General features: G+C 55.3%; 17 protein-coding genes. 7 read left to right on the top strand and 10 right to left on the bottom strand.

Annotated features, from left to right (window positions below; all coding sequences use genetic code 11):
* The first annotated feature begins 37 nt into the window (after window positions 1-37).
* Window positions 38-1,395 (top strand): IS3 family transposase gene (locus HZS52_RS14210; RefSeq protein ID WP_223827930.1). Its coding sequence is split into 2 segments (ribosomal slippage): window positions 38-517 and window positions 520-1,395, totalling 1,356 coding nucleotides; the frame shifts between segments, so codons are not numbered across the junction.
* 90 nt (window positions 1,396-1,485) lie between these two features.
* Here HZS52_RS14210 and fadA read toward each other — a convergent pair.
* Window positions 1,486-2,664 carry an acetyl-CoA C-acyltransferase FadA gene (gene fadA, locus HZS52_RS14205; RefSeq protein ID WP_009288645.1) on the bottom strand — a complete coding sequence of 393 codons (1,179 nt, stop codon included), beginning with the start codon at window positions 2,662-2,664 and terminating at the stop codon, window positions 1,486-1,488.
* 23 nt (window positions 2,665-2,687) lie between these two features.
* Window positions 2,688-4,883 (bottom strand): fatty acid oxidation complex subunit alpha FadB, encoded by a 2,196-nt coding sequence (gene fadB, locus HZS52_RS14200; RefSeq protein WP_190373011.1) that lies wholly within the window; start codon window positions 4,881-4,883, stop codon window positions 2,688-2,690.
* Between the two features lie 310 nt (window positions 4,884-5,193).
* Between fadB and HZS52_RS14195 the strand changes: the two genes are divergently transcribed.
* Together HZS52_RS14195 and slyA are read left to right on the top strand one after the other, a co-directional pair.
* A complete protein-coding gene (locus HZS52_RS14195; RefSeq protein WP_190373010.1) occupies window positions 5,194-6,348 on the top strand; it encodes a DUF5924 family protein in 1,155 nt (384 codons plus the stop codon).
* A 76-nt stretch (window positions 6,349-6,424) separates the two neighbouring features.
* The gene (gene slyA, locus HZS52_RS14190) at window positions 6,425-6,877 is read left to right on the top strand and encodes a transcriptional regulator SlyA (protein ID WP_027958888.1); all 453 of its coding nucleotides are present in this window, start codon (window positions 6,425-6,427) and stop codon (window positions 6,875-6,877) included.
* On the opposite strand, the gene HZS52_RS14185 is transcribed toward slyA, so the two are convergent.
* On the bottom strand, window positions 6,856-7,422 hold the full coding sequence (locus HZS52_RS14185) for a hypothetical protein (protein WP_035538416.1): 567 nt from the start codon (window positions 7,420-7,422) through the stop codon (window positions 6,856-6,858). The two genes, slyA and HZS52_RS14185, sit on opposite strands and share 22 nt — an antisense overlap.
* 182 nt (window positions 7,423-7,604) lie before the next feature.
* On the opposite strand from HZS52_RS14185, the gene HZS52_RS14180 reads away from it, so the two are divergent.
* A complete protein-coding gene (locus tag HZS52_RS14180; RefSeq protein ID WP_022522962.1) occupies window positions 7,605-8,057 on the top strand; it encodes a universal stress protein in 453 nt (150 codons plus the stop codon).
* Window positions 8,058-8,118: 61 nt separating this feature from the next.
* Here the strand turns inward: HZS52_RS14180 and HZS52_RS14175 are convergent, their stop codons facing one another.
* A complete protein-coding gene (locus tag HZS52_RS14175) occupies window positions 8,119-10,035 on the bottom strand; it encodes an ATP-binding cassette domain-containing protein (RefSeq protein WP_190373009.1) in 1,917 nt (638 codons plus the stop codon).
* Between the two features lie 164 nt (window positions 10,036-10,199).
* Between HZS52_RS14175 and HZS52_RS14170 the strand changes: the two genes are divergently transcribed.
* Window positions 10,200-11,213, top strand: coding sequence for an AraC family transcriptional regulator (locus HZS52_RS14170; RefSeq protein ID WP_141440911.1), 1,014 nt, complete (start codon window positions 10,200-10,202; stop codon window positions 11,211-11,213).
* A 13-nt stretch (window positions 11,214-11,226) separates the two neighbouring features.
* On the opposite strand, the gene HZS52_RS14165 is transcribed toward HZS52_RS14170, so the two are convergent.
* The 5 genes from HZS52_RS14165 to HZS52_RS14145 all read right to left on the bottom strand — a co-directional run bounded on the left by HZS52_RS14165 (window position 11,227) and on the right by HZS52_RS14145 (window position 18,285).
* Window positions 11,227-12,879, bottom strand: coding sequence for a fatty acid--CoA ligase (locus HZS52_RS14165; protein WP_022522959.1), 1,653 nt, complete (start codon window positions 12,877-12,879; stop codon window positions 11,227-11,229).
* A 41-nt stretch (window positions 12,880-12,920) separates the two neighbouring features.
* On the bottom strand, window positions 12,921-14,108 hold the full coding sequence (bktB, locus tag HZS52_RS14160; RefSeq protein WP_022522958.1) for a beta-ketothiolase BktB: 1,188 nt from the start codon (window positions 14,106-14,108) through the stop codon (window positions 12,921-12,923).
* 32 nt (window positions 14,109-14,140) lie between these two features.
* Window positions 14,141-15,283 carry an acyl-CoA dehydrogenase family protein gene (locus tag HZS52_RS14155; protein ID WP_190373008.1) on the bottom strand — a complete coding sequence of 381 codons (1,143 nt, stop codon included), beginning with the start codon at window positions 15,281-15,283 and terminating at the stop codon, window positions 14,141-14,143.
* 2 nt (window positions 15,284-15,285) lie between these two features.
* A complete protein-coding gene (locus HZS52_RS14150; protein WP_190373007.1) occupies window positions 15,286-16,839 on the bottom strand; it encodes a fatty acyl-CoA synthetase in 1,554 nt (517 codons plus the stop codon).
* Between the two features lie 192 nt (window positions 16,840-17,031).
* The gene (locus tag HZS52_RS14145; RefSeq protein WP_190373006.1) at window positions 17,032-18,285 is read right to left on the bottom strand and encodes an ABC transporter substrate-binding protein; all 1,254 of its coding nucleotides are present in this window, start codon (window positions 18,283-18,285) and stop codon (window positions 17,032-17,034) included.
* A gap of 242 nt (window positions 18,286-18,527) precedes the next feature.
* Here HZS52_RS14145 and HZS52_RS14140 point away from each other — a divergent pair, with 242 nt between their 5' ends.
* Entirely contained in the window at window positions 18,528-19,379 is an 852-nt protein-coding gene (locus tag HZS52_RS14140; protein ID WP_190373005.1) for a TatD family hydrolase, read from the top strand.
* 13 nt (window positions 19,380-19,392) lie between these two features.
* Window positions 19,393-19,872 carry a hypothetical protein gene (locus HZS52_RS14135; RefSeq protein ID WP_022522953.1) on the top strand — a complete coding sequence of 160 codons (480 nt, stop codon included), beginning with the start codon at window positions 19,393-19,395 and terminating at the stop codon, window positions 19,870-19,872.
* Here the strand turns inward: HZS52_RS14135 and HZS52_RS14130 are convergent.
* A complete protein-coding gene (locus tag HZS52_RS14130; RefSeq protein ID WP_027958879.1) occupies window positions 19,869-20,453 on the bottom strand; it encodes an elongation factor P hydroxylase in 585 nt (194 codons plus the stop codon). The two genes, HZS52_RS14135 and HZS52_RS14130, sit on opposite strands and share 4 nt — an antisense overlap.
* Between the last annotated feature and the right edge of the window lie 68 nt (window positions 20,454-20,521).

Below are 20,521 nucleotides of genomic sequence, written 5' to 3'. Positions count from 1 at the left end.
AAAGTTGGACGCTCATCCAACGATTGGGGTGTTTTTCATGACGAAACATAATGAAGCGTTCAAGTTACTAGTAGTGCAACGCTACGCAGAAGGACAGCAGGGTTACAAGAGTCTGGCCAGACAGTACGGTCTTGGCCCTACAACCGTCAGGCGTTGGGTTAAACACTTTGAACAGCATGGTCTAAGTGGCTTGCAGAAAAAGTTTACCCACTACAGCGCTGAGTTCAAATTAGCGGTGTTGCAACAGATGAGGCAAGAGGAGCTATCAGCCTTACAAGCGACGACTCTGTTCGATATTCGAGGTGGTACGAGCGTCGTACGGCAGTGGGAAAGCCAGTATCATGAAGGAGGCTTCCAAGCGTTGGAGCCTAAAGCCCGAGGACGTCCGACGAAGATGCCTACAACAGAGCCCCCAAAGCCCCCACTTCCACTGACGGATAAGAGCTCGCTGGAGCAGCTGCTCCAAGAGAATGAGTACTTGCGTGCTGAGGTGGCCTACCTAAAAAAGTTGAGGGCCTTGCGTCAGGCAAAAGAACAAGCCGCGCAGAAAAAGCGCAGATAGTCCTTGAGCTGAAGCAAGGCCACCCTTTGGCGGTGCTGCTAAAAGTAGCAGAATTGTCGCGTAGTACGTTCTATTATCAGGCAAGGGCTCAGCAGTTGGAAGATCGGCATGCTGGTCTGAAGCGACGCATTCACGTCCTCTACGAGCATCACAAAGGCCGCTACGGTTATCGCCGAATCACAGCAGCGTTGCGTCAGTCGGGCGAGCAGGTCAACCATAAGACAGTCCAGCGCCTAATGCAGCATCTAGGCTTGAAGTCGCTGGTACGCCCGAAGAAATACCGCTCCTATCGTGGACAACAGGCCAGTGTTCCCAATCTTCTTGCCCGCCAGTTTCATGCTGAACGACCCAACCAAAAGTGGGTAACCGACGTCACGGAGTTTAATATCCGAGGCGAAAAGCTGTACTTGTCGCCTGTGATGGATCTCTACAACGGGGAAATCGTGTCCTACTCAATGCAGAAACAGCCGCAGTACTCGCTGGTAGGGGGGATGCTCAAGAAAGCCTTGGCTAAGTTGGCCGACCAAGACGCGCCTTTACTGCATTCTGATCAAGGCTGGCAATATCAGATGTCAGCTTACCGGCGTAAGCTCAGCGAGCATGGCGTGATTCAGAGCATGTCACGTAAAGGCAATTGCCTGGATAATGCCGCAATGGAGAGCTTCTTTGGTACGCTGAAGTCAGAATATTTTTACCTGAACCGCTTTGACACCATTGAGCAATTACAGGCGGGCATTCGGCACTATATCCATTACTACAATCACGAGCGGATTAAGACCAAATTAAAAGGCCTGAGTCCGGTGCAGTACCGAAATCAGGCCTTGGCTGCTTAGTTTTTCACTGTCCAAGTTTATGGGGTCAGTTCATCGCGGTGCCGTTTTGCAATGCCGATTGCCGATTTAAAGCAATAAAAAGCTAGGTGATTATTTCAAGCGTTCAAACACCGTCGCTACACCTTGCCCCATACCAATACACATGGTTGCCAAGCCCAGGGTGGTATCGCGCTGCTGCATAACGTTCAACAGCGTTGTGCAGATACGTGAACCCGAGCAGCCTAGCGGATGCCCCAGAGCGATTGCACCGCCATTGAGGTTAACCTTGTCGTCCATCGCATCCAGGAAGCCAAGATCTTTCAGCACCGGAATACCCTGCGCCGCGAAGGCTTCGTTGAGTTCAACGGTTTGGATATCCGCCGCGGAAAGACCGGCGATTTTCAGCGCTTTCTTAGACGCGGGTACCGGGCCGTAGCCCATGATCGACGCATCACAACCCGCGACGCCTGTAGAGAGCACCTTCGCAATAGGCTCTAAGCCCAGCGCTTGAGCTCGCTCGTAGCTCATCACTGCCATTGCCGAGGCACCCACGGAGAGCGCCGAGGAGGTACCCGCCGTGACCGTACCGTTGCGCGGGTCAAACACCGGCTTCAGATTCGCCATAGACTCCAGGCTAGCGTCACCGCGAATCACTTCATCACGCTGAACCATGACTCTAAAGCCGCGTTGATCGTGGCCTTCGACGCCGATAATTTCGTTATCGAAGTAGCCCTTCTCCATGGCCGCCTGGGCGCGCTGGTGAGAGCGTACGCCGAATTTATCCTGATCTTCCCGAGAAACGCCGTGCATTTTACCCAGCAGCTCCGCGGTTAGGCCCATCATCATCGCCGCTTTAGCAGCGTATTTGCTGGCGGCGGGGTTAACGTCAACGCCGTGAGCCATGGGTACGTGCTCCATGTGCTCAACGCCGCCAATGATAAAGAAGTCGCCCATACCCGCTTTGATATTGGCGGCGGCGATATGCAGCGCCGTCATTGAAGAGCCACACAAACGGTTAACGGTTTGCGCGGGCACCGAGCGCGGAATACCGGTCATAATCGCCGCATTACGAGCAATGTTCATCGACTGCTCGAGTGTCTGGTTCACACAGCCCCAGATCACATCATCCACTTCAGAAGGATCTAGATTAGGATTGCGGGTAAACAGCGCCTGCATAGCCGCAGCAGAGAGATTCTCTGCGCGAACATTACGAAAAGCACCATTTTTGGCTTTCGCCATGGCGGTACGAACACCGTCTACCACCACAATGTCTCTCGGATTCAAACTCATCTTATATCTCCTGTGCGTGGTGGTTAGGCTTGGTTGGCAGAACTGGCAGCGCTGTCACTGGAATAGAATTGCTCGTTGTTCTGAGCCATCTGACGCAGCTTGTCAGTGGGTGCATAAAGCGGCCCCAGCTCGTCGGCCAAGCCTTCTGCCAGCTTGACGAACTCTGCAACGCCCATGGCGTCGATGTAGCGCAGCGCACCACCACGGAAAGGCGGGAAGCCGATGCCATAGATCAACGCCATATCGGCTTCGGCTGGCGTGGCCACAATGCCATCTTCCAGGCAGCGCACGGTTTCCAAGCAGAGTGGTACCATCATGCGAGCGATAATATCCTCGTCGGAAAACTCTTTATGCTCTTTCACCACCTCTTTAACTAAAGCGTAAGCCGCTTCGTCGGTGACTTTCTTCGGCTTACCCTTCTTGTCCTCTTCGTAGGCGTAAAAACCCTTGTCGTTCTTCTGGCCTAAACGGTCGTTGTCGTACATGACCTGAATGGCGGTTTTACCGTCGCGAGCCATACGATCAGGGAAGCCTTCCGCCATTACTTCATTGGCGTGAACGGCGGTATCCAGGCCGACCACGTCCAGCAGGTAGGCCGGACCCATGGGCCAGCCGAACTTCTCCATCACCTTATCAACGTGCTGGAAGTCAGCACCCTGCTCAACCAGGAAGCTAAAGCCGCCAAAGTAGGGGAAAAGCACCCGGTTGACCAAGAAGCCTGGGCAGTCGTTAACCACAATCGGCGTTTTACCCATTGCCCGGGCGTAGGCCACGGTGGCAGCAACGGCGGCATCCGAGGTCTTCTCACCACGGATGACTTCTACCAGCGGCATGCGGTGCACGGGGTTGAAGAAGTGCATGCCGCAGAAGTTTTCAGGCCGCTTTAGGTTTTGCGCCAAGCGGTTGATGGAAATCGTCGATGTGTTCGAGGTGAGAATGGTATTTTCGCTCACCATACCTTCCACTTCGGTAAGCACGGCGTCTTTGACTTTGGGATTTTCAACCACCGCTTCGACGACGAGATCGACGTTGCCAAAATCTCCGTAGGAGAGCGTCGGGCGAATATTAGTCAGCTTCTCCGCCATCTGCTCGGTGGTCAGCTTTTTGCGCTCCACCTGTTTGGCAAATAGCTTACGGGCTTCTTTCAGGCCCAGTTCAATGGCGTCATCCTTGATATCTTTCATCAGAATCGGCGTGCCTTTAGAGGCACTCTGATAAGCGATACCACCACCCATGATACCCGCACCCAGCACGGCCGTTTGCTTCACCGGCTGCGCCTGCTTCTCATACTTGCTGGCTTTTTTCTTGACCACTTGGTCGTTCAAGAACAGACCCACCAAGTTGAACGCCACGCTGCTGAGTGCCAGCTTGGCGAAGGCTTTGGCTTCAATCGCCTGGGCACGGCCACGCTCTTCGCCAGCGCCTTTCTGAATCACTTTGATCGCTTCTACCGGCGCCGGATAATGAGGCCCCGCTTTACCGGCGACATAGCCTTTCGCCGTTTCAAACGCCATCATCTGCTCAATCGGGTTGAGCTTCAGCGGGCTGGTCTTTTCAGCACGACGGGCCTGGTAATCCAGCTCACCGGCATTGGCACGGTCAAGAATATCCAGCGCGGCCTCTTCCAGCTGTTCGTCCGTCACCACCGCGTCGACGGCGCCCACTTTTAGCGCGGCATCGGCACGGTTTTCGGTACCACCGGCAATCCACTCGATGGCATTATCGGCGCCAATAATGCGCGGCAGGCGTACACAGCCGCCCCAACCGGGCAGAATGCCGAGCTTGGTTTCTGGCAGTCCGATCTTGGCTTTCTCGCCCATCACGCGAAAATCAGTGGTCAGCAATACTTCGCAGCCGCCACCCAGTGCCAGACCATTGATCGCCGTTACAGTAGGGAACGGCAGATCTTCAATAGCGTTAAAAATATCGTGAACCTTGAGATTCATCTCCTCAAGGTAGGCTTCGCCTTTATCAAATAGACTGTGAAACTCGGTGATATCGGCGCCCACGATAAACACATCTTTCCCGCTCGCAATAAGTAAACCTTTTAAGCTATTTTCAGCTTGAATGGCTTTTACTGCTTCGCTCAGCTCTGCGACCACCGCGCTGGAAAGCTTGTTGACGGACTCATCTTTCAGATCGAAAGTGAGCATTGCGATATCATTGCCACTCGGGGTGTCACGACGTGTCACCGTGATGGCGTTGCCTTGATAGATCATCCGCGCTCTCTCCACATTTTCGGGCTGGCTCTGAAAAGAGAACCCGCCACATTTCTCATACGGCTTCCACACGACTTTCATACGGTCGTTTGATTGCCTTAGCTTGGTTGAGTTGCCTGATAACGTCAAGCCCAGACTTTTGGCTAATTTACTCATTTAGTGAGACCAGCGCTCTCCGGCATCCGTTCATAGAGCGCCGTCTGAGTGAATGTAACCGATCCCGCCATAAGCATGGATTTGCAGTAGATCAGCGTTAATCCTGACAGCCTGTTAGAATCGCGCTTCCTATTACTTTGCAGGTTATCTTGTTATGGGCGCACTGCTCACGCCTTCACGTATTGAAGCCATTCAGCAGCGAATTGAACGCATTGTCGAACGCCTCAAGCCCTGGAGCTGGCTTTGGCCACCAATGGCCTTTGCTGCCGGGCTAAGCAGCTTCTTTTTAGTTGATCGCCAGCAGTGGTTAGGCGCAGCGCTGGCGCTGGGATTACTGTTTGCCTGGACGCTACTGCTTTCGGAAGGCTTGATCAGCCGCTGGTTATCGCGCCGGGGTCACCCCACGCCACCCCGGGGCGTAACCACTTTTATTGCCCAGATGATTCACCAGGAGACACTTTTCTTCACCCTGCCGTTTATCTTAGTCACCACGGTGTGGAATAGCGGGCAAACGCTGTTTGCGCTGCTGGTGGGCGGCATGGCAATACTGTCGATTATCGATCCGCTCTACTTCAAAGTCGCGGAGCGCTGGCGCAGTCTCTATTTCGTCTTTCATGCCCAGTGTGTCTTCCTGGTACTACTGGTCACACTCCCCATCATGGTGCACCTTACCACCGGCCAGAGCCTGCTACTGGCCCTGGGGATCACCATTTTGGTGGCCTTGCCAAGTTTTTGGCACTTGCTTAAGCAGCGCTCGCTCAAACGCTGGTGCGCTTTTTTTGTGTTGACGCTGCTACTCGCCTATGGAGCTTGGCTGGGACGTATATGGGTACCGCCTGCCAGTCTCTGGATGACCAGTAGCGCGCTCTCTCCTGGTTTTAATGTTGAGCAGCGCCTGCCTCAAGGCTCGATGGCGTTAACGCCACAAGCCATCAGCGAAAATGGCCTTTATGTTTACACCGCTATTCGGGCACCGCGGGGATTAAGTGAAACTATTACCCATGCCTGGCATCACAATGGTGTGCCAATGGATGTTGTGGAGCTTAATATCGACGGTGGACGCGAGCAGGGTTACCGCGCATGGAGCCACAAGCAAAACTTTCCCGAAGACCCTACTGGCGATTGGCGCATTGATATCATGACAGGTACGGGCCAGCGCTTGGGATTAATACGTTTTGAGGTCTCAGACGATGCTCAGCAAGCCACGCTGGCAGATGGAGAGATACGCGCCAGTGGTCTAAGTGGATTAAACTTACGGCGGTTTGTGCCGGGTAGCCCTAACGATGAAGAGGCGCGACCGGAAGATTGAAGGGTTAAGCGCCTTGCATTCAGCGGCGTAGCTTATGACAATTCGACTACTCACATTTATTGGCAGCTAGTTACCTATGGCTTCAACGATTGGATTTCGCATCGCACGCTTGCCCCACTTATGGCGCTCCATCTTGGATCGCCGCTTGGCGCCGTTGGGATTAACCCAAACACGCTGGGTGACGCTATATCACCTGTGGCGTCTTGGCGAAGGCCATCCGCAGTGCGATCTCGCCCGTGTGATTGGCGTCGAGGCGCCCTCTCTTGTGCGCACCCTGGGCCAGCTCGAAGAACAAGGCTTAGTTGAACGCCGAGCCTGCGACAACGACCGTCGCAGCAAGCGGATTTATCTTACCCCTGCCGCTATGCCGCTGCTGGAACAGATCGACAGCGTTGCGCAACAAGCGCGCAAAGAGATGTTCGCTGGCTTAAGCGAAGAGAACCTCGAACAACTCAACGAATGGTTGGCAGTGATCGAGGCAAACGGCTTGGCGATACAAGCACGGGATCAGGATAATCCGGCATCTTGATCGCTGACTGTGGATGACGCCTGCTCAGTGCCCTTTAATGGCTGGCTGAAAGGCTGGTCGGCACGGCCACGCAGCGCCTCCCGCAGTTGCTGAAATTCGGGTAGATAGGTCGCGAATCGCTCCGCGGTTTGCGACTCCCACCACCAAAGCGTCAATGCATAGGGCGTTGACTGCACCACCAAGGCATCTTGCGGCAAGCGTTCAAGTAGTGTTTTTAACGCTGCGGTGGCGGCATCAGGTAAAGGCCGCAAGGGGGCAATCCGCCAGCGCCAGCCAGCATGAAATGGCGTTAAGGCTTCACTGGCATTGCTGTCTCTTACCAATAGAAAATCAGGGCCCGGCTCTTCCTGGGGATAGTGCCAGCGATAAGCTGGCATGGTGCCTCTAAAATGGTGTAGTGGCGGCTTTTCCAGCTTGATACTGACGCCCTGTTTGGCGATTTGAGTACGCAGCGCCTGCTGGCGTTTTTGACGCGGGCTAGGCTTTAGCCACATCACCGGCGCAATTACAAACAGCATAATAAACACGATAATCAACCATTCCATCTCTACATTTCCTCCCACATAAGCCACACTGTATAAACTAATCTAAAAACCATGACTCAGGTCGCTGTTTTGACCCAAGTCATTGTTAAAACGCTTGCTATTGTTAAAACAGGACACGCCATCTAAAGTAACGGTTATTGAACAAAGAGCCTCTTTGTTACCTACTGCCAAGGAGATATGCCATGAGCTATCACCACATTTTAGTTGCCGTTGACTTAACCAAAGACTCCCACAAGATTCTGGAACGTGCCGTTGCGATCGCTGAACGCAACGACCAAGCCAAAATCTCCATTATGCATACCCTGGAACCGCTTGGGTTTGCCTACGGTGGCGATATCCCCATGGACTTGACCAGCATCCAAGACCAGCTAGATGAACACGCCAAAAAACGCTTAGCCGAAATCGCCGCCCCACATATTGCCGAGGCTGACCAGCACGTAGTGGTGGGTATGCCCGACACTGAAATTCACCGTTTTGCTGAAGAGCACGATGTGGATCTAATCGTAGTGGGCTCCCATGGGCGCCACGGTTTTGCTCTACTGCTCGGCTCAACCTCTACCGGCGTATTGCACGGTGCTCAATGCGATGTGCTAGCCGTTCGCGTCGGTAAAAAAGGCGAAGAAAGCGACGAGTAACCTAAGGCACGATAACGTTTATAAAAAAGGCGCCCATACGGCGCCTTTTAACGTTTTCAAGCTACTCACCGGCAGCCATCGCTTCCAGTTCCATCCAGCGCTCCATGGCAACTTCTAACGCCTTCTGCACTTTTTCAAGCGTTTGCAGCTTAGCCGTAACGGCGTCGGCATCCTGCTGATAAAACGCTGGGTCACCGATTTCACTCTCCAGCACCTCTACTTGCCCCTCAAGACGTTCGATTTCGGCGGGCAGTGCATCTAACTCGCGTTGCAAATTATACGAGAGTTTGACGCTTTTCTTGGTCGCTACTGCAGGTGCTTCAGCTACTTTTTTGGGCGCGTCAGAGGTGGGTTCGGTACGCTGGCGCGCCGCCCCTTCCCAAGGTGCTGGCGGCAGCTTGCCCCCCTGGCGAATCCAGTCGGTATAGCCACCCACGTATTCACGTACAACGCCATCGCCTTCAAAGGCGAGCATGCTGGTCACCACATTGTCCATAAAGGTGCGGTCGTGGGAGACCAGTAGCAGCGTGCCATCGAAATCGAGCAGCAGCTCTTCGAGCAGCTCCAGGGTTTCCATGTCGAGGTCGTTGGTCGGCTCATCGAGCACCAACACGTTAGCTGGCTGAGTGAACAACTTGGCCAGCAGCAGGCGGTTGGACTCGCCACCGGAGAGCGCTTTCACCGGCTGGCGTACCCGCTCGGGGGTAAAAAGAAAGTCCTGTAGGTAGCTCATCACATGACGATCTTTACCGCCCACACTGACACGATCACTGCCTTGGGCAACGTTGTCATAAACGGTTTTTTCCAGTTCAAGCCCGGCGCGCAGTTGGTCGAAATAAGCCACTTTCAGATTGGTGCCCATCTGCACCTTGCCTTCAGTGGGTTCCAACTCGCCCAGCAGGATTTTCAGCAGGGTTGTCTTGCCCGCACCGTTGCGCCCCAGGAAGCCAATACGGTCACCGCGCAGTACCTCAAGATTGATATCGCGCAGTACCACCTCATCGCCAAACCGTTGGGTGACACCTTGCAGCTCCACAACGCGCTTGCCGGTACGCTCACCGCGATCCACCGTCAGGTTGGCATTGCCTTGACGCTCGCGGCGCTGGCTACGCTCGTTACGCATTGCCTCGAGCGCTCGAACCCGGCCTTCGTTGCGGGTACGCCGTGCTTTAACGCCCTGACGAATCCAGGCTTCTTCCTGGGCAAGTTTTTTATCAAATTCGGCGTTCTCCCGCGCCTCTACTTCAAGCTCGTGCTGCTTACGAGCCTGATACTCTTCGTACTTGCCGGGGTAGCACCCTAGCTGGCCACGGTCTAACTCCAGAATATTGGTGGCCAGCTTGGAAAGAAACGCCCTATCGTGAGTAATCAGCAGTACCGCGCCATTAAACGCCAGCAATTGCTCTTCCAACCAGGCAATGGTGTCTAAGTCCAAATGGTTGGTGGGCTCATCAAGCAACAGTAGATCAGGCTCGGCGACCAAGGCACGCGCCAGCGCCACCCGGCGGCGCCAGCCACCGGAGAGCGAGCTCATCTCAGCCGCGGGGGGCAGGCCTAAGCGGGTCAGCACGGTGTCGATACGCTGGTGGAACGACCAGCCATCAATGGCTTCCAGGCGCGTTTGCAGGGTCGCCATGCGATCCATATCGGGGTCGGGATCATTGATCAGATGATCGTACTCGGAGAGTAGCTCCCCGGCTTCCGGCAGGCCTTGGGCGACCATGTCAAAAATGGTCAGGCCGGATGATTCGGGTAACTCCTGAGCCAGCACACCGATCTTGAGGCCAGGTGCCCGCCAAATTGAGCCATCATCGGGCAGGATATCCCCCGCTACCAGCTTCAGCAGAGTGGATTTGCCGGTGCCGTTGCGCCCGACCAGCGCCAGCCGCTCGCCTTTTTCAACCGTCAGGTCGGCGCGATTGAGTAGTACATGGGTGCCGTAGGCGAGTTGCAGCTGTTCGAGTCGTAACAGGGTCACGCGGTGTCCTCCTAAATCGTGAGGCGCACAGTGTAACGCATGAGCGGCCCAGGAGGGGGAACCATATAGAGGTGAATCGTAGAGCGGAAATCACCAGCGTGATACCGTTTTGCCAGCAACTACAATATCTCAACCAAAAAACGACTTTTAAAGGCGGGCTGACAGTGACGGTGACCGTCTCGATGCATTTTGTGAATGAGCTGTTTAAAGGTTTACCCAACAGCACAATACCGCCCACCCGCTACCTGGAGCGGGCGGGGATCTCGCCCTTTTTACTTTCGGCCCCCCATGGCCGCGTCACGGTTGAGCAGTTTGCCGAACTGTATCGCGGGCTGGTGAACGAACTGGACGACGAAACGCCCGGCTTTTTTTCCCGCCCGCTGCGGGGAGGCACCCTGAAGCTGCTGTGTTTAAGCATGCTGGATGCGCCCAATTTGCAGGTTGCCCTGCACCGCTATACGCAGTTTTTCCGTATTCTTCTCGACGACTTTGGCTATGCATTTACGCTCGAAGGGGATCTTGCCCGTATGGCCCTGGTGGAACATGCCCCCTTGACGGGCAGCCGCACTCTGATTCATGAGCTGATGCTCAAGCTGTTTCACGGCATCGCGTCGTGGATGATAGCGCGTAAAATACCGCCCATTTTGATGGAGTGCGCTTACCCCCAGCCGCCGCACAGCGCTGATTATCTCTACTTTTATCCTGGTACAGTACGCTTTGGGCAGCCGCAAACCGCGATCTATATAGATCGCGGTTTTCTTGATCATCCTATCCGCCAGACCAAGAGACACCTGGGCGCTTTTTTAAAGCGCGCCCCCGCAGACTGGTTCTATGTGTCGTTTGCAGATCGCCTGCTCACCCACCGAGTGCGCGAACACCTCTCACGTCATCTGACTACGTCTGGCACCGTGCATAGCGTAGCCGATGCGCTGCATATGTCTGCTCGCACGCTGGCGCGGCATCTCAAAAGGGAGGGCACCCACTTTCAAGCGGTCAAGGATGAGTACCGCCGCGATGTCGCTATTCAGGCACTCACCTGTAGTGAGAAGCCCCTGGTTAGCATCGCGGAGGCGTTGAGCTTTGAGGATCTGGCCTGCTTTAGTCGTGCCTTTAAAACCTGGACAGGCAATTCGCCCGCCGCGTATCGCAAAGCGCGCACGGCGGGCAACGTTCGCTAGCCAGCCCGATAGGCTATATTTCGGTGCGTATACGTTTCTTATCCAGCTTGCCCACGCTGGTTTTGGGTATCTCATCGACGAAACGAATCATGCTGGGAATCCCCCAGCGATTGAGTTTTCCCTGAGCGACAAACTGCTCTAAAAACGCCTGCACGGCTTCAGTGGTGGGCGGGTTGTTCAGATCGGCGGGGACAGCTAACGCCGCTGGCCGCTCTCCCCATTTATCGTCCGTCACCCCGATCACCGCCACTTCGGCAATGCCTGGACACTGGCTGATATAGCTCTCCAGTTCTAACGACGAGAGCCACTCGCCGCCGGTTTTAATCACGTCTTTTATGCGGTCGCTAATGGTCAGAAAGCCCCGCTCATCAAGCGAGCCCACATCCCCGGTATGCAGCCAGCCGTTGCGCCATAGCTCCTCACTGCGTTTCTCCTCTTTATAGTAGGCCTGGGTCAGCCAGGGTGCTTGAACGCGCACTTCACCAACGCTTTTACCATCATTGGGTAGCGGCTCGCCGTCCGCATCGACCACTTGAAGTTTAACCAATGGTATCGGCAGGCCCGCTTTACAGCGCCAGGGTAGCTGGGTCTCAAAATCAGCGTCGCCGATATCCTGCGGCAGAATATCGGCGGTGAGTAGCGGACAGGTTTCCGACATGCCATAAGCACTACGGGTATCAATACCCAACGCCCATGCTTTGCTTGCTAGCGACTCGGTTAACGCACTGCCGCCGACCAATACTTTCCAACCGGCGAGGTCGACCTGTTTTGAGGTAATCGCCTCGGCGCTGACCACCATGTTGAGCAGGGTGGGGACGCAGTGGGAGAAGTCGACCTTCTCGCTGACCAGCAGCTTGACCAGCATTTCCGGCTCGTAGCGGCCAGGGTAGACCTGGGTAGCCCCCATCAGCGTGGCAGTATATGGCACACCCCAGGCGTGAACGTGAAACATGGGGGTAATCGGCATGTAGACCTTGTCGCGGTTGAGCAGCTCAAAACCGGGCGCCTGGAAAGCGCTAGACTCGTTCAAGGTATGCAGCACCAACTGGCGGTGGGTAAAGAAAACCCCTTTGGGATTACCCGTGGTACCGGTGGTGTAGAACAGTGTGGCGACGGCATTTTCATCAAAGGTGGGAAAATCGTAGTGAGTAGGCTGTTGGCTTAATAACGATTCAAACTCGCCCACCAGCGGCAGAGTGGTATCGACTGTTTGCGGGGTCTCCTGACACAGCAGGTAGCCACGTACTTGGGGTAGCTTATCGGCCAGCGGCTCAAGCAGTGGCACAAACTCTTCGTGCACGATGACGAAAACGTCTTCGGCGTGATCCATGGTATAGAGGATTTGCTCCGGAGCCAGGCGCACATTCACCGTGTGGAGTACCGCGCCGATCATCGGAATGGCGAAGAAGCACTCCAGGTAGCGATGGCTATCCCAATCCAGCACCGCCACAACATCACCGGCTTGCACGCCCTGTGATGTCAGCGTATGGGCCAGTTGATGCACCCGCTCACGAAAACGCTCGTAGCTATGGCGGCTCTGATCCCGGTAGACAATCTGATTGTCGCCCGCCATTCGCACGCCTGCCTCCAGCAGGTCGCCAATCATCAAGGCAGGATTTGTCGCAGAGGCCGCGGCGGGTAAAATTTTCGGGGTAACTGAAGGCATAAACACTCCTATAAGCTTGTTCTTGTGGCAATCAAGTCGGATCAGCCGCGCTCGATAAGCAGGGCGATGCCCTGCCCTCCACCAATACACAGCGTTATCAAGCCGTAGCGACCGTTAATACGTTCCAATTCGTGTAGCGCTTTGAGAATCAGAACAGCTCCTGTGGCCCCCACCGGATGCCCCAAGGCAACCGCGCCGCCGTTAGGGTTTAGTTTCTCTAACGGAAAACCTAGCGTGTCGGCCACCGCCATGGCTTGGGCAGCAAAGGCTTCATTGGACTCAATCACATCAATATCATTAATGCTTAGCCCTGCCTGCTGCAGGCAGCGTTTCACAGCAGGAATCGGGCCAAGGCCCATCAGCGTTGGCTCAACGCCTGCTGTTGTGGCAACACGAAGATGCGCCCTGGGCGCTAAGCCCCGCTGTGAGGCTTCATCGGCATGGGCCAGCACCAACGTGGCGGCGCCATCGTTGATACCCGAGGCATTGCCTGCGGTCACCATGCCGTCTTTTTGGAAGGCAGGCTTGAGCCGCGCCAAATCGCTAAGTTGGACACCATCGCGCACGTGTTCATCGCGGGAAAAATGAACCGTTTGCTTACCACGACTGACTTCCACCGCTACGATTTGCTCGTCAAAGCGGCCTTCCGCGATGGCACGCGCCGCTTTTTGATGGCTCTCAAGGGCAAATTGATCCAGCTGCTCACGGCTTAGGCCATACTGTTTAGCGATATTCTCGGCAGTGCAGCCCATATGGCCGCTGCCAAAGGGGTCGCTCAAGATGCCCAGGGTTAAATCCTCAACGTTTACATCACCCATACGCACGCCGTTGCGCGCTTGAGGAGGCAGCAGATAAGCCCCGCGCGACATCGACTCAGCGCCACCTGCCAGCGCTAAGCGGCTGTCGCCCATGGCAATCTGCTGGGCGGCTGAGACCACCGCCTGTACGCCGGAACCACATAGCCGATTGACGTTGAAGGCCCCCGCTTCTTTCGGCACGCCTGCTTCCAGTGCAATATGACGCGCCAGATAGGCATCCTGGGGGCCGGTGGTAATAATGTGGCCGTATACCGAGTGATCGATATCTCCGCCCCCAACGCCAGCACGGCGCAACGCCTCTTTGGCGGTTATCGCCCCCAACTCAAACGGCGCCTTGGTTGAGAGCGAACCGCCAAAACTTCCGATCGCGGTTCGTGCACCGCCTAAAATCACTACATCATCCAACCGCATGGCTCTCTCCTGTGTTCAAACGCATCGTCTTGCTACGCCACTTTGCCCAGCAGCGAGCGGGCGACAACTTCTTTCATGATCTCTGAGCTGCCGGCATAGATCGTTTGTACTCGGGCATCCAGATAAAAGCGTGAAATGAGATATTCGTGGGTGTAGCCGTAACCGCCAAATAGCTGCAGGCAGCGATCCACCGCTTGACACTGCAGCTCGCTGAGCTGCAGTTTTAAAATCGCTGCATCCGTGCTGCTCATGGTGCCCTGGCGGTACTTTTCGACGCAGTGCTCAAAGTAGGCACGGGCCACGTCCAGCTGGGCTTTTATCTCCGCCAAGGTAAAGCGGGTATTTTGAAAATCCGCCACCCGCTGTCCAAACGCTTGGCGCTGCTGTACGTAATCCAACGTCAGCACCAGCGCTCCCTCCACGGCGCCCAGCGCCTGTGCACCAACGCCCAGGCGTTCACGGGGCAGCTCCTGCATTAGGTAGCGGAACCCGGCGCCCTCCTCTCCCAACAGCGCATCATGGGGCAACTGCATTTGATCAAAGGCAAGCTCGGCGGTATCGCTGGCGTGCTGGCCGATCTTTTTAATCGGTTTCCCCCGCGAAAAGCCGGGTAAGCGGGTGTCGACCAAAAAAAGTGACACGCCCTTTGACCCGGCGGAAGGGTCGGTTTTGGCACACACGATCACCAGGTCGGCAAACTGGCCATTGGTGATAAAGATTTTGCTACCGCTTAACTCCCAGCCATCGTTAGTACGCTTTGCCCGGGTTCTCATTGACGCAAGATCACTACCCGCATGGGGTTCAGTCATGGCAATGGCTCCAAGAGCATCGCCACGGGCCATGGCAGGTAGCCAACGCTCACATTGAGCCGCTGTCCCCAGGTTCTGCAGGTAGGGCATAACGATATTGGCGTGGATATTATAGGCACTGGCAAGGCCACCAAAACCCTGGCGGGAGAGCTCTTCCAGCGCCAGCTGGGTGATGGCGATATCGGCCCCTGAACCACCGTGCTGTTCGTCAAGGTCAATGCCGAGCAGCCCCGCAGCGCCCAATGAATGCCATAGTGAACGGGGTATTTCACCCGCTGCCTCCCACTCATCGTAGTACGGGGCAACCTCCTGGCTTAGGCAGCGCTTGATCATGGTGTGAAACAGGTCGGTCGTTTGCTCGTCCATGCTCACTCCTTGAGGTCTTGACGCAGATGGCGCTTGAGAATTTTGCCTGCGGTACTCTTGGGTAGCGCATCGGCAAAGAGGATGCGCTTAGGTACTTTATAAGGCGCCATCAACGTTTTTGCATGATGGATCAGTTCCTCCTCGCTTGCCTCTTGACCCTCTTTCAGTACCACCACTGCCGTAATGGCTTCGATCCACTTCTCATCCGGCTGGCCGATCACCGCCACTTCGGATACCGCCGGGTGCTTGAATAGCCCCTCCTCTACTTCACGGCTAGCCACCAGCACGCCGCCGGTATTGATCACATCCTTGATACGGTCAACAACGTATAAATAGCCCGCTTCATCGAAGTAGCCCACGTCCCCGGAGTGGAACCAACCACCCTGGAAGGCTTCTTCAGTCATCGCCGGTTTATCCCAGTACCCGTTCATAAGCTGAGGTGAGCGGTGGACGATTTCGCCATGCTCGCCGGGTGGGACGTCATTCATATCGAGATCGACGATGCGGGTTTCCACCGTCAGAATCGGCCGCCCAGCGGACGCTGGGCGCTCGGCGTGCTCTTCAGGGCGCAGCACGGTCGCCAAGGGAGCAATTTCGCTCTGTCCATAACAGTTATAGAGCCTTACGCCCGGTATACGCTGCTGGAGCTCCTCCAGTACCGGCACCGGCATAATCGAGGCACCGTAATAGGCTTTGTGGAGGGCGCCAAGGTCAAAGCGATCAAATTCAGCGTGGCGCAGTAGGCTGATCCAGACCGTGGGCGGGGCAAAAAATGACGCGATCTGGTGATTAGCTATGGCGCTTAAGCACAGCTCGGGAAGCGGCGCCTCTAGCAAATAGACAGGCGCACCGAGCAACAGCGCTGGCATCAGAAAGACGTGCATTTGTGCTGAGTGGTAAAGCGGCAGCGCGGCGAGCATGGCGTCGCTGCCTTTGATATCCAGTTCAACCATGCAGGCCATATATTCGGCCATCAGCGCCTGATGGGTCATCATCGCGGCCTTCGGCGCGGCGGTGGTGCCCGAGGTATAGAGCAACTGAGCAAGGCTGGCACCGTCGACCGTCACATTGGGCTCTTCACTATTGGATCCTGACGTAGCATGAGCGAGTACATCAAAGCTTGCTGCATCCTGCCCCTGATCCGCGTGCAGGGTTCCCATCAGGGCTAGATCCAAGCCTTCGGTCGCGACACTCACTTTGTCGGCGAGGCTGATATCGCTGAGCAAACCCGTTGTCCCAGACTGGTCAAGGATATAGCGCAGCTCATCGCTGCTTAAGGCAAAATTGATCGGCACATGTACCAAACCCGCTTTAGCAGCGGCTAGCCAGGCGATGACATAGGTATCGGAGTTTTTGCCATATACCGCCAGCCGGTCACCTGGCGAAAGCCCAGCTGCCAGCAAGCCATTGGCTACGCGGTTGGCTGCCTGGTTGAGCGCTTGATAGCGCCATTGGCGCTCGCCAAATACCAGCGCCAGCTGGTGTGAGTATTTTCGAGCGCTGCGGTTTAAAGCAGCCCCGATACTGTTTTGCTGAATAACCGACGTTTCCGGCATGCCAAATCCTCTGAGTTGTTATTAGCAGAGACTTAAGGAGCCTCTGATTAGCGTAATGAGCGAAGGCCAGACAAGGCAAAAATCAACGAAAAAGCGGAGTTTACGGGTTGTAAATGAGCATTTTGATCGGACTCGCGCACGAGACGATTTTTAACGCCGTATGGCCGAGCGCAATAGTTAATCAGAGGTTTCTTAACTGTTTACCAACGGGCAGACACTCTCTGAAAGCGGACGGAAGGCCTCTTCTGCAGGGATGGTGCGAATAACATGAAAGAGATCATCCTCATCTTGCGACTCTTCAGGTGTTTTCACTTCTACTAAATACATATCGTGAACCATGCGGCCATCCTCACGGATGTAGCCACCGGTGGCGAAAATGTCGTTGATGGGGGTATCGGCCATTTGCTGACGAACGGTTTGAGTGTCATCAGTACCGGTGGCTTCAATCGCTTCAAGGTAGTGGCGAGTACTGGAGTAGAGACCCGCATGTACCATGGTGGGCATGCTGCCGGTACGCTCACGGAAGCGCTCCGCCCATGCGCGGGTTTCATCGTTTAAATCGTAGTACCATGCTTTGGTGAACTGCAGCCCCTGAGCGTTCTCTAAGCCAATGCTGCGTATCTCGGTACTAAACAGCACCATTCCCGCCAGAATCTGCCCTGCCTGGGTAATGCCGAACTCACCTGCTGTCTGCACCGCGTTGATTGTATCGCCACCAGCGTTATTCAGCGCGATGACATCAGCGCCAGAGGCTTGCGCCTGAAGCATAAAGGAGGAGAAGTCACTACTGGGGAAAGGGTGGCGAGCGCTGCCTACGATAGTGCCGCCATTTTCAGTCACTACGCGCGTGACGTCGGCCTCCAGTGCGTGACCAAAAGAGTAGTCAGCGCTTAACAGATACCAATTTTTGTGGCCCTCATCAGTAATCGCCTTTGCCGTACCGTTGGACATCGCCCAGGTGTCATAAACCCAGTGAATATGATTGGGCGAACAGTGCTCGTTGGTAATGCTTGAAGAGACAGCGCCATTGACCAGCCCAAGTTTATCCGCCTCTTCCAGCAGGCTCACCGCCGCCAGAGTGACAGAAGATGCCACCAGCCCGGTGACCATATCGACGTTGCGCTCATCGATCCACTCACGCACGACGCTTGAGCCTACATCCGGGCTATTACGGTCATCGGCGCTAAACACCACAATATTGGCCCCATTGACACTGCCGCCCATATCTTCAATCGCCATATGGATAGCGTCTTCGCCCAACGGGCCAATGGGGTCGCGATAAACGCCGGACATATCGGCTAAATAGCCAATACGGATTTCGTTATCAGAGATACCCTCAGCAGCGACGGTAGTTGGCACATAGCAGGCCACCAGAATGGCAGCGGCGAGAGTGGAAGTAGCAAAGCGGTAAGATGCACGATGAGATGAACGATAAGATTGTTGCATAATTATGTGACTCTCTTTTGTTGTTATTAAAGGGTGTTATTGAATCAATCGTAGTGACGTAGCACGTAATAGCTTGCGTTCATCTTAGGCGGTAATAAGCCCTAGCTGTTTACCTATCGAGCCAGATTTTTTGCAATTCGTGCCATTTCCTTGCGCTCACCTTCTTCAATACACCATTAGTCGATGCTCGCGCATGCCGTTACAATGAATGGTGCCTTTGTATAATTGAACGGGAGAGACCTTTGGCCACTGCTGATGCCGATGACTTTTTACCCGAAGCACTACAGTTTCGGCCTAGCGCTCCTTTGGTGGATATCGGCGCTAACTTGACCCATGAAAGCTTCGAGCGTGATCTTGAGGCGGTTATCCAGCGCGCCCAGGCGGCGCAGGTAACGACCATGATCGTTACTGGCACCGACCTTACCCACGCCAAGCAAGCGGTTGCCCTGGCCAAGCAGTATCCTGGCCTCTACGCCACGGCGGGAGTGCACCCCCATGATGCCAGTCGCTGGGATAAGAACCTTGAACATGCCATGGCGGCCCTGCATGCCATGCCGGAAGTGGTCGCCGTAGGCGAGTGTGGTTTGGATTTTAATCGCAACTTTTCGACGCCCAAGGAGCAGGAGCGTGCCCTTGAAGCGCAGCTGGCTCTCGCAGTAGAAAGCGGTTTGCCGCTGTTTTTACATGAACGAGATGCTGGCCAGCGTATGCGCGAAATCCTGCATGCGTGGCGAGACGACATCAGCCACGCGGTGGTGCACTGTTTTACCGCTGACCGCGATACGCTGTTTGGTTATCTCGACCTAGACTTACATATAGGGTTGACGGGTTGGATTTGCGACGAGCGGCGCGGTCATCACCTGCGCCCATTGGTAAGCGATATACCCTTAGAGCGCTTGATGGTAGAAACCGACTGCCCTTATCTGTTACCCCGTAACCTACCGGCGAAATTAAAGGGTCGCCGACACGAACCGGCGTTGCTACCGTGGATTGTCCGCGAGATCGCCCAGTGGCATGGTATTAGCGAAACAGAGCTAGGTGCGGCAACCACACAGACCGCCCAGCGTTTTTTCCGTCTTCCCACGGAATCTTAAAAGGAGTATTAGCGTGGCCGATTATCCAGGGTTTATAGCCATTGAAACAGGCGAAGACGATGGGCTCCCGCTAGCCATTGCCTGGTCGCTCCCCGATGGCCGGGTGAAGCAAACATTGATTCAGCCGGACGATAGCTGGATCAAAGAGGATACCAATGCCATGGGCGCTTACAGCATGGAAGAGCTGGAGAGCTTAGGGGTTAGTCCGCTTGAGGTAATTCGCGAGCTTGAGAACGACCACTTCTCCGCCACGCTGTATACCAGCGACAATGGCGACGACGAAGCGGCACTAGCGCGCCTTTTTGACACCTACGGGCTTGATCCTTTTGTTGAGCTAGCCCCAGCGTCGGTGCTCTACCCTTCACTTACCCCAGGCGAATGGCACCGCCAACGGCGCGAAACGTTCAGCGAGCTGGGTTTAGAGCCGATGCGCCCAGAGCATGAGCTGGAAGTGATGCTATCGATGCATCAGCGCCTGACCGAAGAGGATTAAGCCGGCAGCGCTTTATCCATTTTATCCAACGTGGCATGCGCCTGTGCCACGGCTTCCGCTAGCGTCGCCTGGTCAGAGTAGAAGCGTTTAAGCGCCACCTGGAAGGCGTTTGCGCGGGCTGGAAAGCCCTCCTTCAAGTAGCGCTGGGCGCGGGCCTCCACTCGCGCTGCAAATGCCTCTATATCTACCTCTATATCGCCGCCTAGATTGTCCACGCTGACATGAAACACGCGACCACAGGCACGGGTGAAGATAGACTCCAACGCCTGTGGCGCAATCTCAGCCTGCTCAAACGCTTTTTGCTGTTCAGCATCGCGCCCATCAGGGCAGTACCAGTAGCCGTAATCCTCTTGTTGGCGCCGCTGTGCTCCCGCAATACACCAATGGCTGATTTCGTGCAGCGCACTGGCATAGTAACCCCGCGCAAAGATAACCTGATGATAAGGGGTTTCACTGTTAGCGGGCCGATAGAGAGGCTCATCCCCGCCCCGAATCAACCGGGTTTGATACCGCTCAGCAAAAATCCCGTCAAAAAGCGCGGTAATATCCTCGAGCGTCCATCGCTCCTGCCTGTCACTCACATTGACCTCGTTTGATACTGGTTTTGGGGCATTATACCCACACGATTAATACAAGCTAACGGCTAACC

Source organism: Vreelandella titanicae (assembly GCF_014697095.1).
GTDB lineage: Bacteria > Pseudomonadota > Gammaproteobacteria > Pseudomonadales > Halomonadaceae > Vreelandella > Vreelandella titanicae.
Note: the sequence above shows the minus strand (reverse complement) of the source record. Positions and strands in the feature narration are given on the sequence as shown.

Bases quoted from the DNA above. Each gene is read 5' to 3' on its own strand.
- HZS52_RS14150 (WP_190373007.1), bottom strand. From the start codon at position 16,839: ATGCCGGAAACGTCGGTTATTCAGCAAAACAGTATCGGGGCTGCTTTA.
- HZS52_RS14185 (WP_035538416.1), bottom strand. From the start codon at position 7,422: ATGGAATGGTTGATTATCGTGTTTATTATGCTGTTTGTAATTGCGCCG.
- HZS52_RS14195 (WP_190373010.1), top strand. From the start codon at position 5,194: ATGGGCGCACTGCTCACGCCTTCACGTATTGAAGCCATTCAGCAGCGA.
- HZS52_RS14180 (WP_022522962.1), top strand. From the start codon at position 7,605: ATGAGCTATCACCACATTTTAGTTGCCGTTGACTTAACCAAAGACTCC.
- slyA (WP_027958888.1), top strand. From the start codon at position 6,425: ATGGCTTCAACGATTGGATTTCGCATCGCACGCTTGCCCCACTTATGG.
- HZS52_RS14145 (WP_190373006.1), bottom strand. From the start codon at position 18,285: ATGCAACAATCTTATCGTTCATCTCATCGTGCATCTTACCGCTTTGCT.
- HZS52_RS14155 (WP_190373008.1), bottom strand. From the start codon at position 15,283: ATGGACGAGCAAACGACCGACCTGTTTCACACCATGATCAAGCGCTGC.
- HZS52_RS14165 (WP_022522959.1), bottom strand. From the start codon at position 12,879: ATGCCTTCAGTTACCCCGAAAATTTTACCCGCCGCGGCCTCTGCGACA.
- fadA (WP_009288645.1), bottom strand. From the start codon at position 2,664: ATGAGTTTGAATCCGAGAGACATTGTGGTGGTAGACGGTGTTCGTACC.
- fadB (WP_190373011.1), bottom strand. From the start codon at position 4,883: ATGATCTATCAAGGCAACGCCATCACGGTGACACGTCGTGACACCCCG.
- bktB (WP_022522958.1), bottom strand. From the start codon at position 14,108: ATGCGGTTGGATGATGTAGTGATTTTAGGCGGTGCACGAACCGCGATC.